This window comes from Clostridium sp. NSJ-145 (assembly GCF_021044725.1).
Classification (GTDB): Bacteria; Bacillota; Clostridia; order Clostridiales; family Clostridiaceae; genus Clostridium; species Clostridium disporicum_B.
Map to the genome: position 1 here is coordinate 81,683 of NZ_JAJNOS010000001.1, position 12,261 is coordinate 93,943.

General features: G+C 27.8%; 10 protein-coding genes. 1 reads left to right on the forward strand and 9 read right to left on the reverse strand.

Translation table 11 applies throughout. The features are described from left to right. Positions 1-1,737 (reverse strand): ABC transporter ATP-binding protein, encoded by a 1,737-nt coding sequence (locus LQE93_RS00475; protein WP_055265908.1) that lies wholly within the window; start codon positions 1,735-1,737, stop codon positions 1-3. Positions 1,738-2,214: 477 nt separating this feature from the next. Here LQE93_RS00475 and pdaA point away from each other — a divergent pair, with 477 nt between their 5' ends. Further along, positions 2,215-2,958 (forward strand): delta-lactam-biosynthetic de-N-acetylase, encoded by a 744-nt coding sequence (gene pdaA, locus LQE93_RS00480; RefSeq protein ID WP_231071846.1) that lies wholly within the window; start codon positions 2,215-2,217, stop codon positions 2,956-2,958. Between the two features lie 69 nt (positions 2,959-3,027). On the opposite strand, the gene LQE93_RS00485 is transcribed toward pdaA, so the two are convergent. The 8 genes from LQE93_RS00485 to LQE93_RS00520 all read right to left on the reverse strand — a co-directional run bounded on the left by LQE93_RS00485 (position 3,028) and on the right by LQE93_RS00520 (position 12,259). Next, a complete protein-coding gene (locus tag LQE93_RS00485) occupies positions 3,028-3,810 on the reverse strand; it encodes a hypothetical protein (protein ID WP_055265912.1) in 783 nt (260 codons plus the stop codon). Positions 3,811-3,834: 24 nt separating this feature from the next. Continuing rightward, complete coding sequence (locus LQE93_RS00490; RefSeq protein ID WP_055265914.1) at positions 3,835-4,467, reverse strand: cyclodeaminase/cyclohydrolase family protein; 633 nt, start codon at positions 4,465-4,467, stop codon at positions 3,835-3,837. 2 nt (positions 4,468-4,469) lie between these two features. After that, the gene (locus LQE93_RS00495) at positions 4,470-5,627 is read right to left on the reverse strand and encodes a glycosyltransferase (RefSeq protein ID WP_055265916.1); all 1,158 of its coding nucleotides are present in this window, start codon (positions 5,625-5,627) and stop codon (positions 4,470-4,472) included. A 5-nt stretch (positions 5,628-5,632) separates the two neighbouring features. Continuing rightward, on the reverse strand, positions 5,633-6,907 hold the full coding sequence (locus LQE93_RS00500) for a glycosyltransferase (protein WP_055265918.1): 1,275 nt from the start codon (positions 6,905-6,907) through the stop codon (positions 5,633-5,635). 3 nt (positions 6,908-6,910) lie between these two features. Next, positions 6,911-8,449, reverse strand: a complete 1,539-nt coding sequence (murJ, locus tag LQE93_RS00505) for a murein biosynthesis integral membrane protein MurJ (RefSeq protein WP_055265920.1) — start codon at positions 8,447-8,449, stop codon at positions 6,911-6,913. After that, complete coding sequence (locus tag LQE93_RS00510) at positions 8,436-9,182, reverse strand: WecB/TagA/CpsF family glycosyltransferase (protein ID WP_055265922.1); 747 nt, start codon at positions 9,180-9,182, stop codon at positions 8,436-8,438. The genes murJ and LQE93_RS00510 overlap by 14 nt, the downstream gene beginning before the upstream one ends. Positions 9,183-9,200: 18 nt before the next feature. Further along, complete coding sequence (locus LQE93_RS00515; RefSeq protein WP_055265923.1) at positions 9,201-10,292, reverse strand: tetratricopeptide repeat protein; 1,092 nt, start codon at positions 10,290-10,292, stop codon at positions 9,201-9,203. 239 nt (positions 10,293-10,531) lie between these two features. After that, complete coding sequence (locus LQE93_RS00520; protein WP_055265924.1) at positions 10,532-12,259, reverse strand: phospho-sugar mutase; 1,728 nt, start codon at positions 12,257-12,259, stop codon at positions 10,532-10,534. Positions 12,260-12,261 lie beyond the last annotated feature (2 nt).

Here is a 12,261-nt window from a genome sequence, read left to right on the forward strand (position 1 = left end):
CTATATCACCTCTCTTTCTAAAACATTAAAATCTTTAAATTGTTCGCAATATACATTGTAATAGCTGCCTTTTAGTTCTAATAATTCTTGGTGAGTCCCCTTTTCTTTTATACTTCCATCTTCAAAATATAAAATTATATCTGCATTTTTAACAGCAGATATTCTATGAGCTATTATAAATGTTGTACTCTTATCTTTTCTCTTGTTCAGATTTGATAAAAGTTCATATTCTGTTTCCATATCCAAAGCAGATGTGGCATCATCTAATATCAGAATAGGTGATTTTCTCAAAAGTGCTCTAGCAATTGATATTCTTTGTTTTTGCCCTCCTGATAGTCCAATACCTCTTTCACCAATTTCTGTTTCATAACCATCTGCTAACTCTTTAATAAAATCAAAACAACACGCTGTCTTAGATACTTCTTCAATTTCCTCAATTGTTGCAAATTCATTACTAAATTTTATATTGTTAATTATAGAATCTGAGAATAAAAATATATCTTGCATTACAACAGACATATTATTTCTTAACTTATCTAAGTTATATTCTTTTACATTTACTCCATCTATTAACACTTCACCTTTACAAACATCATAATATCTACCTATAAGATTTAGTAATGTTGATTTTCCTGATCCTGTAGTTCCCATCAAAGCAACTGTGCTACCTGAAGGAATTTTCAAATTTATATCCTTAAGCACAACTTCATCGTTATATTTAAAGCTAACATTATCAAACTCAATATCTCCTTCAATTTTATCAGGCTTATAACTACTTTCTATCGTAAAAATTTCTGATTTCCTATCTATTATTTTAAATATCTTTTTTGCTGAAGCATTACTTCTAGATAATAAATCTAATAAATTACCTAACATTCTTAATGGCCATATTACATTACCAATATAACCATTAAAAGCAACTAAAGTACCTAAAGTCATATTCCCATTCATTACAAAAATTCCACCAATAACTATCATTATAACTAGTGATATATTAGTTAAAAACTCTACTGGCGGAAAGTATTTCCCTATTACTTTTGCCTGTTTTACATTCAAATCATAATAACTTTTATTCATAGATAAAAATTTTAATATTTCATGTTTTTCTCTAGTAAAGGCTTTTACAAGTCTTACCCCAGCAATATTTTCTTCTGCTGCTGTATTTATTTCAGCTGTTTTATCACTTAGTTCGTCATAACACTTCCCAAATTCTTTTTCAAGCTTGACTCCAATAAATCCTATAGGAATCATTACAGCCATACATATTAAAGTTAATTGCCAATTTAGCCAAAATAATATAATAGCTGAAACGACAAAATATATAATATTCTCCACAAAAAGCCTAAGCCCAAAACCTATGGTATCCCATATATTATCAACATCTTCACCAATTCTAGACATAAGTTCACCAGTATTTATATTGTCAAAATACTTAAACTCCAATTTTTGAATATGATTAAACAAAGTATGTTTAATATCTTCCTGTACAAAGCTAGCTAATCTGTCGTATATATATTCTTTTCCATATCCTAATACTGCCTTAACTATAGAAATAATAGCAAATCCTATTAAAATAGGTACTATTAAAGACACTTTTCCTTCTATAATGCCTTGATCTAAAAATATCTTTTGTAAGTACGGGCTGAACAAATCTATTCCTATAATTATAATCATTGATATTGTTCCAAATATTAAACTTCCTTTATACTTCCATACATATTGTAAAATTCTCTTCATCCATCTACACCTCACTTTTCTTAAAATAAAGTAAATCTCTATTCTCTTTAGACAAATAATTAGTTAAATAAAAAAAGCCGTGAATATCCACAGCCTTTAATACGTAAAAATAATAATAAAAAAAATCGCGGATATATATCGCGATCTCACCAAGTAAATTATTACTCTTAATTAACTAATTATTAATACCTAAAGAGACAGGGTTATACCTATATACATACTTCATATTCATTTTTATTTCTAATTTAATGTTATTAAAGTTGAACATAATCCTACCTCCTTCTATTTCTATATATTCCCATTATATACATCAAATCATTCATTGTCAATATTTTAAAAATCAGTTTTATTTTTCCATACGTTTTATTGTGAATATTATTTAACTTAAAGTAAAAAAATATAATGAATAATTTATAAGGGGTGATAATATTGACGTTTTCAAAAAAATTAATAAGAAAAATTATTCCAACACTATTAATAACTTTAACATCAACATTTGCATATACTGCAAATGCTAGTGTTGTCCCAGAAAACTCTGAACTAAATTGGTATTTTGTAAATAGAGGTAAGGATACACTTCCTGAAGGTCCAAAAGAATCTGTAAATATTCTTAAAGATTATGATGCTTACTACCTAGGTGATACAGAGAGTAAAGTTATTTATTTAACCTTTGATGAAGGATACGAAAATGGTTATACTGAAAAAATATTAGACATTTTAAAGGAAAAAGGTGTTCCAGCGGCATTCTTCGTAGTAAAGCCGTATATTACTCAAAATCCAGAAATAATTAAAAGAATGGCTGACGAAGGCCATTTAGTTTGTAATCACTCTTCTCACCATCCATCAATGGCATCTATAACAGATCCTTCAAAATTCAAAAGCGAGTTTACTGAAGTAGAAGATGCCTATAGAGAAGTCGTTGGCACAGATATGCCTAAATTCTTCAGACCTCCAATGGGTAAATATTCAATTAACTCTTTAAAGATGACAAAAGATTTAGGGTATAAAAGTATTTTTTGGAGCTTTGCCTATAAAGATTGGCTAAAAGACGAGCAACCATCAGAAGAGTACGCTATGAAGAAAATTACAAACGGTGTCCACCCTGGTTGCATAATGTTATTACATGCAGTTTCTAAAACAAATACAAATATTTTAGGTGCTGTAATAGATCAAATAAGAGCCGATGGATATGAATTTAAATCTTTAGATCAACTTCCTTAAAATATTAATATAACAAACAAAAATCTCCTTGCAAAATACAAGGAGATTTTTAAACTATTAATCACATTTTCATCTACTAAGATTTTTACTTAGTATCTTTTTTATATATTGAGGATAATATTTAGTAAGTTCTGCATGACTCTCATAATGTTCTAAATCAAATTCACTCTCATAATTCAAGTTTATTAATTCATCTATAAGTGGTTTTAAGTCTGATTCAAAAGTCTCTTCCTTATCTGAATAATGAAGAAAAATCTTATTTTTATTCTCTTTATTTTTAATTAATGCCTCTTTTAATAATTCATTTAATATACTTATAGATTCTTGGTTACAATTTCCCATAATATACTTAAGAATTTCTGTATGCCCAGGTAAATTTAAATAATTACCTAAGTTATACTGTGGAGCACCAACTACAATATAAGTATCTTTTCTTCTAACTCCAAAGTAAAGTGCAGCATATCCACCTTTGCTTGACCCAATATAAAACTCTTTTTTAGGTTCTATTTTCTTACAAATATCATTAATTAAAGATTCCACATCTTTTTCTATAGCGAAATCTCTATCTTTTCCTAAATAATAAGCTCCTCTTTCATCAAACCCAAAATCATCCAAAATAAAAAGTTTATTACATTTAAATTCCTCTAAAGTCTTAATATAATTATATCTTGCCTTTTGACCAACTTTTGTACAAGCCGTAAAACCAATCAATAAATCTTTTGAGCCTTTTTTTTCTTCAAATAGGTATTTAATATTATATTTCTTACCACTATATATCCTTTGTTTGAACTTCATCAAACACTTAGTTTTTAAAAGATCTACAGCCTTTTCAACCTTTATTAGTAAACTCATATCTTCTCTCCTAAAAACCTTAGTTTAGCCTTCAAAACTCTCAACTATTTTATTTTTTCTTTCTAAAGATTCATTCATAAGTTCTTTGCACCTATCTAGAACAAAACTTACAGATTCTTTATTCTTTATACTAAAATAATTGACCTTTACATTAACTATAGCAGATTCAATAGAACTATGTAAAAGAATCGCTGCAACAATTCCATCTGATATCAAGTTTTTATTTCCATATTTTATAGCAAATTCTATATTATCATAAAATTTTATAGCTTTCTCAGCAAGTTCTAAGGGAACGTTCATAGATAATATCGTATTATCTAATATCTTTTTACCTCTTATATCTCTATCTTCTTCTGTTTCTTTAGGCAACTTATAACAATCCATAAGGTTTGTAAAAGCTTCTCTGTCCTTATCCATATAAGTTAACGACTCTTGTATAAGTTTTTTACTTTCTTCTGATAGCTCTATCATTTTTTTCTTCTCTTCTTGATTAAGACTTTCAAAAGTTTTTTTATCTATAGTAAATGAATACACCATAGAATTTAATGCAGAAGCTAAAGCTGTTACTAAAGCAGCAACACTTCCCCCTCCTGGTGATGATAAATCACTTGCTAAATCCCCTATAAACTCATCTATTTTATATTGTTTAAAATCCATAGCTAAAACTCACTTTCTTTTATGATATTCTTATACACAGATATTATCTTATCTGCAATAACATCTGGATTAAATCTATTAAAACAATCTTCTCTTAATTTTTCTGGGATAAATTTATCTTTATTCATAGCCATTTTCTCCATAGCATTAGCTAAAGCATTAATATCATCAACATTAACTATATACCCATTATCTTTAGTTATTATATCCTCTGCTCCACCATTAAAGGTTCCAATAACAGGGGTTCCACTTGCTAAAGCTTCTATATACACAACACCAAAAGTTTCATATCTAGATGGTAATACAAAAGCATCAGCCTGCTTCATCCACTTAGACACATCATGTCTTGATAATGCACCTAGAAATGTTACTTTATTACTAACTCCCTCTTTATTAGCTAACAATTCTAACCACTCTCTTTGACTACCATCTCCACCTATAACTAATTCACAGTTATTTGTGTCTTTAAATGCTTTACTAAAACTTTTTATTAAAGTATCAAATCCTTTTTCACCTTCAAGAAAAGCTAAGGAAAAAAATATAAACTTATCATTTGGTTTTCTATCTTTTAATTGAAAATCAGAAAAATGAATTAAATTACCTATAACTTTAATATCATCACGTTTAGTTAATTCTTCTAATTCTCTCTTCAGCCCATTTCCAACTGCTATTAATTCTTTCGCAGTATTATAAGAATCAACAATACATGGAATATAGCTTTTTCTTATATAAGGACCTCTTTCAACAGATGAATGTTCTGTTATAACTAAAGGGACATTAAACTTTTTCGATAAATATGCAGCACTAATACCACCCCATAATGATGATTGTGCATGAATTATATCAATTTTTCCTTCTTTTTTTTCAATCTCTTTAAACAATTTTTCCATTCTTTTATTGAATACTTTAAACATCAATGGACTTTTAGGAATAAAATTATAATTCTTATATCTGTACGTCCTTAAGTTATCCTCTATATTAAAATATAATCCACTTTTTTCTTTAACCTTATTTATTAATGTAAGTGGCCATATCTCATTATAAGCTACTGTTATTTTAACACCTTTACTTTGTAGTGCTAATGCTTGTTCTTTAAAAAAACTGCCATGAACCTTATTTCTTTCATTTGCATACCAAGAAGGTATAAACATTATATGCATATTGTCTACCCCCTTAATATTTTATTTAATCTTTCTGAAATATTTGCCCACTCATATTCTTTTAGTGGTTTAGTTAATTTATTTTCCTTAACCAACTCAATAATTTTATTTATACCTTCTATGATTTCATCTTCATTGTTATTTACAACTATACATTTATCATTATTTAATACTACATCTTTTATAGGATCATTTTCGTCTCCTAGTATTACAAATATTCTACCTTCTGCTCCAAAATAATCGTAAATTTTTGCTGGTATTTGTTTAGAATTCTTATTTCCAAATAAAAGTAACACTTCACTATTTAACATATAAGATAAAGCTTCTTTATAAGGAATTCTCGGTGATACATTTACATTTTCTACAGATTTTAATTTACTCTCTACTGATTTGTCATCTATATTCCCAAAGAATAAAATATTAAGACTGTTAAATAATTCAATATCTTTTTCTTTAATTTGATTTACAGCATCTATAAATGGATTTACATCTCTTAATTTACTAAAAATTTCACCCGCATAAACAAAATTTACTTTAAAATTATCTATTTTCTCTGGAATTCCTAAAGCTTTAATATCTCTATAAGAATTACTATCATACCCTCTAGTAAGTATGTAAGTTTTTTCTATTGGTATATTATATGTTTTAACATAATCATCTCTATTAGCTTTAGTTACAAAAATAAACCTATCTGAAAGCTCAACCACTCTCTTTTCCCAACGTCCTTCGATGCTCTTTCTTATACTTCCAATACCTTCTCTTGTAGAATCTTTAAGCCAAGGATCGCTCCAATATGTAACCCATGGTATATCTTTAAACTTTTCTTTTATTTTTAAAGCACATATATGGCTTGATGGTGGTTCATGCATCGAAAAAATAACATCATAATTATTCTTCTTCACTAATTCAATTCCATACTTTGATGCTCTCCTAGCCCAATTTAAGTACATATCAGGTACAGCAACTATAGCTTTTGCCTTTTTTAAATTCTTCTTTAAAAAACTACTTTTATTTGAGCCATTATTATCTTCATCTTTATTAAGAGTTTTTTTAGGCATTATCTTTTCGAAAATCTTACCTCCAGATATAATATGAAGATTAACTTTCTTATCTAGCATATTTAAAATATACTCATCATAATAAATCGAATTTTCAGGAAAATTTACTGTTAATAAATCAATTTCATTATCTTTAGCTAAGTTATTCAAATATTGTAATGTTTCTATAGACGCAGAATTATTTATCAAAGGAGAATAACAAGCAATAAATAATATCTTCATATCCTATCTAACCTCTTTTCTTATAAACTTCTTAAGCAGCATATCTAATATTTCTTTTAACTCTTTAACCCTTAGTACAATACATCCTGTAAAGAAGACTATACTACCAATAGCACCATCTATAATTAAGACCATAAAAGGATTACTAATACCTAAGAAATCATTAACTATCTTCACTATAAATATCATAATAAATGCAGATATAGTAATCTTAGATAAGCTTTTTAACATATCTCTTAAATCAATGTTTCCTATAACCTTCTTAGTGGAATAGAATAGTAAAATTGCAGTTACAGCTGACGCAATAGAAGATGCTATAGCTACTCCTAAAAGTCCAATTTTTCTCGATAATGTTATACTTAAAACTATATTAACTACAACTCCTATAACACCATTTATAGTCGTTATCTTCGTTTTTTGCATTGAAAATAGTGATGAATTTAATATATCACGTACTCCTAAAAATGGGATTTGCATTGAATAACCTAAAAGAGCTATAGATGTTAATGTAATCGCACTAGCTCCAAACTGATTTCTTCCATAAAAAGCTGTAACTATTTCTTTATTTAACAGTATTATTGCAAAAGCAATTGGAATTAATAATAGAGATATTATAACTATTGATTTGCATAAATATGTTAAAAATCCTTCATTATCACCTTCGTTTAATTTATTGCTCATAACAGGATATAATACAGATACGATCGACGTTGTAATGGCCGTATTAATAAATACTATAATCTTTTGAGCATAATCTAAAGCTGACATAGACCCTACATCTAAAGTTGAAGATATATTTAAATCAACTATCATATTTAACGAATTAGCTCCAGCTCCAATAATTACTGGCACAACTAATATCAGTACTCTTTTTATCCTCTCATCTTTTAAATTTATATGAGGAATAATTCTATAGCCTTCCTTGTAAAGGGCTGGAATTTGAACTACTACACGTAAGGCATTTCCTATTACATTAGCTACAGTTAACCCTAATATACTTATATCCTTAAATAAAACTAAATAAATTATCATAGGTAAATTTAAAAATAATCCTAAAATCGAAGGTAAAATAAACTTTTCACAAACCTGAAGCATAGAAAGAAAACAAACATTTATCGATAAAAATAATAAATTGATTAAGCTAATCTTCGTTAATGTAATCGCTAAATCCATTCTTTCTTGATCAAAACCTGTTGCTACAATCTTAACTAAATCTTTTGTAAATATAAGTCCAAATACTAAAAGCAATACCGAAATAGCTGAGAGAATGCTTATTATATTATTAGAGAATTTAAACATTTCCTCCTTACCTTTTTCGTATTTAACTTTACTTATCATCGGTATAAATACAGTTGATATTGCTAGCCCTATAATAGTAAATAGATTATCAGGAATAGAAACAGCCGCTTTATATGCATCAGTATACACTCCAGCTCCAAAATTAGATGCAACCAAGATATCTCTAACCATCCCTAAAACTCTACTAAGTAAAGTAACAATCATAACAACAAAGGTTGCTTTAAAAATTTTATTTCCCTTCATAACTTGTTCCTCTATCTTTCACAACAAGCCATAAGAACTTAGGAATACTTCCAAGCCTTTTAATTCTAAAAGGCTCTTTTATAACTCTATATGCCCATTCCATCCCTATATTAATCATCCACCTCGGTGCCCTTTTTACTTTGTCACCTATTACATCAAAACTTCCACCTACACCCATAAAAATCTTCACTGGAAGCTCATCCATATACTTAACTATAAAATTCTCTTGTCTTGGACATCCCATAGCAACAAATAATGCTAATGGCTTTTTATCTTTTATATCATTTATAATTTCATCTGCATTTTCAATATCAAAAAATCCATTTCTAGCACCAACTATTTTTACCTGTGGGTACTCTTCTAAAAGTTTATCTTTACAAGCATCTAAGCTATCCTGTGAAGCTCCTAAAAGATAAATTCCTTCACCATTCTCATTACATCTTTTAATTATTTCTTTCATTAATTCTATTCCAGCAATTTTTTCTTTTACTGGTGTTTTCAAAATCCGTCCTGAAATTTGTGTTCCTACCCCATCTGGAATAATAAGTACTTTATTTGACTTAAAATTTTCTAATAACTTTTCATTTCTAAGTCCTGTGTATAGCACCTCTGGATTACCAGATATAACATGAACTTTCTCATAGGAAAAGACCTTATCTAAACATTCTTTTTTAGTTCCAGAAAAAATTTTATACCCTAAAATCTCTATATATCCCTCTCTATTTTCTATCATATAACATTCCTCTTTAAATTACTTATTTTTTATAATGTTCTCTATTTGTTTAACTATTTCATCTTCAGGATTAAGCTTCTTAGCAATTTCTAAATGAAGATTAGCATTTTCCATATCTCCTATATTTAAGTAACACATTATTATATTTGTACAAATTTCTACATCCCTTGATGCTTCAAAAGCTTTTTTAAATAATCCAATAGCCTTTTCATAATCTCCAATACAAGCATAGTTAAGACCAAGTTCTACTACCACCTCTAAAATACCACTTTCTCTTCTTATGCTCTCTTCTAAGTAATAAATCGCTTTGTCATAATTTTCTAGCTTTCTGAATCCTATTCCTAAATAGTAGTAAATCAATGGATTCTCATCAAACTCATTGCATAAGCTAAGTAAAATCTCTATAGATTTAGTTGGATTATTTTCTAGTAAAGCTATAGCTTTTTCATAATCAGCAATATTATTAATATCTTGATTTAAAATCTTTATTTCTTCAGTCTCTTTTCCACCTTTATTAAAATACTCATTTAATGCTACTCTCGCTGCTTCAAATTCACCTTTTTCCTTTAATATCATAGCTTTATATAAGTAACCTTCTGTTATCTTTAAAAGCCTTTCTTCTGCATACTCTATATCCCCCATAAGTATTTCACTAAATGAGCTATCCTTTTCTCTTATTGCTTCTCCTACTAATAAAAGCTTTTTATAAACATCTAAATCCTTTGAATATCTATAATAACCTTTTAGTAAAAGATATCCCTCTAAAAGCTCATCCTTTTCTATAGCTTTGCTTATTAAAGATTTTATACAAGTTTCTGTATCTTTTATGTAATCTAAAATTAGTTCATAGTCATCATTAAATCTTAAGTTTTCATCACAGCCTATAGCAGTAAACATACCTTCAATAAAACAATATATAGGAATATTCTTTAATTTTATTTCATTTTGTATATTTGAACTTATATATTTTGAATCTATTGGCATATATAATTCATTATTTTTCAATGTAACATATTCAGGGATACCTATATTTTCTTTAAATCCTTTAATATTTATCTCTAAAAATAAAAGTTTACCTAATTTTTCTTTAATCATTGCATTATAATCCATATATTACACTCCTCTAGTAGATTATTTCTTTTATCATAATACATTATTCCTATAAAACTTTCAAATAAAACCATAAAGTGAATCTTTTGTTCTTTTATTTATTAACCTCTCTTAATTATCCCCAATATAGTTAACAGTCTTATTTCTTAAATTAAATAAAAGCTACCGGTTTCCCAGTAGCTTTTATTTTTAACTTCTAATTATTTTTAAATAACTAATATAAAAATTCAGTTTTCAACTTAAACTAACTTTTCATTAACTATAGTCATAACACTTTCTTTAAATCTAGTTAATTTTTCAGCAGAATCTTCTAATCCATTACCTTTAATAGCTAGATATATTTTCATTTTTGGTTCTGTACCTGAAGGTCTTACAACAAACCATGAACCATTCTCTAGTATAAACTTAAGAACATTAGATTTTGGTAAGTTGATTACTTTTTCTGTATTATTAACTAAATCATCTTCTTTGCTTAATCTATAGTCTAGTTTAGTGTTTACCTTAACTCCGTCAACCTCAGTTAATGTTGAGTTTCTTAAAGAATCTATGCATGCAGCAATCTTTTCTTGACCTTCTTTACCTTTAAGTTCTATAGAAATTAAATCTTCTTTAAAGAATCCAAATTCTTTATATAAATCTATTAGGGCATCATAAAGACTCATTCCCTTTTCTTTATAATAAAGAGTCATTTCTGCAATTAACATAGAAGCTATTACTGCATCTTTATCTCTTACAAATTCACCTGCTAAATATCCATAGCTTTCTTCAAATCCAAAAATATATTTTTTATCTCCTGATTCTTGGAATTCTCTTATCTTTTCACCAATATACTTAAATCCTGTAAGTACATCCATCACTTCAATATCATAAGCTTTAGCTATTTCTTTTACTCCTTCAGAAGTAACTATTGTCTTTATAATAACTCCATTTTCAGGAAGTCTATTTTCTTCTTTTAATGCTGATAATATATAGTTACTTAATAATAATCCTGTTTGGTTCCCAGTTAATACTTGGTATTCACCTTTACTATCTTTAACAACTACACCTATTCTATCACAATCTGGGTCAGTTCCAAAGATTATATCTGGATTAGATTCTTTTGCCATATCTAAAGCTAATTTAAACACCTTTGGATCTTCTGGATTTGGATATGGTGCTGTTGGGAAGTTTCCATCTGGCATCTCTTGCTCTTTAACAATTTCAACATTTTCATATCCAAGCTCTTTTAAAACTCTTCTTACAGGCATATTTCCACTACCATGTATTGGAGTATATATAACTTTTAAATCTTTCGCTTTGCTAGCTACTAAATCTTTTCTTATAGTTAATGATTTAACTTCTTCTATATAAGCCTTATCAACTTCTTCTCCTATATATACTAAAAGTCCACTATTAACTGCTTCCTCGTTAGTAATTATCTTGATTTGACTAAAATCTGAAACATTGTTTACTTCATTTATTATTATGTTAGCCTTCTCATCAGTTACTTGTCCACCAAATTCGTCATAAACTTTATATCCATTATATATTTTTGGATTGTGAGAAGCAGTTATAACTATTCCACCCTTACACTCTAAATGTCTAACTGTATATGAAAGCATTGGTGTAGGTCTTAAACTTTCAAATAAATATACCTTTATATTATTAGCACAAAGTGTTAATGCTGCAGATTCAGCAAATTCCTTTGACATATTTCTTGAATCATATGCTATTGCTACAGATGGATTTTCAAATGAATTATTTAAATAATTTGCAAATCCTTGTGTTGCTTTAGACACTGTATGAACATTCATTCTATTAGTACCAGCTCCTATAATCCCTCTCAATCCACCAGTACCAAAATCTAAATCTTTATAAAATCTATCTTCAATTTCTTTTTCATTAGTAACACTTCTTAGTTCTTCCTTAATTTCTTCATTTATGTCTTTTGAGTTTAACCATAAATTATACTTTTCTTTGTATCCCATAC

Bases quoted from the DNA above. Each gene is read 5' to 3' on its own strand.
- LQE93_RS00475 (WP_055265908.1), bottom strand. From the start codon at position 1,737: ATGAAGAGAATTTTACAATATGTATGGAAGTATAAAGGAAGTTTAATA.
- LQE93_RS00485 (WP_055265912.1), bottom strand. From the start codon at position 3,810: ATGAGTTTACTAATAAAGGTTGAAAAGGCTGTAGATCTTTTAAAAACT.
- LQE93_RS00490 (WP_055265914.1), bottom strand. From the start codon at position 4,467: ATGGATTTTAAACAATATAAAATAGATGAGTTTATAGGGGATTTAGCA.
- LQE93_RS00495 (WP_055265916.1), bottom strand. From the start codon at position 5,627: ATGCATATAATGTTTATACCTTCTTGGTATGCAAATGAAAGAAATAAG.
- LQE93_RS00500 (WP_055265918.1), bottom strand. From the start codon at position 6,907: ATGAAGATATTATTTATTGCTTGTTATTCTCCTTTGATAAATAATTCT.
- murJ (WP_055265920.1), bottom strand. From the start codon at position 8,449: ATGAAGGGAAATAAAATTTTTAAAGCAACCTTTGTTGTTATGATTGTT.
- LQE93_RS00510 (WP_055265922.1), bottom strand. From the start codon at position 9,182: ATGATAGAAAATAGAGAGGGATATATAGAGATTTTAGGGTATAAAATT.
- LQE93_RS00515 (WP_055265923.1), bottom strand. From the start codon at position 10,292: ATGGATTATAATGCAATGATTAAAGAAAAATTAGGTAAACTTTTATTT.
- LQE93_RS00520 (WP_055265924.1), bottom strand. From the start codon at position 12,259: ATGGGATACAAAGAAAAGTATAATTTATGGTTAAACTCAAAAGACATA.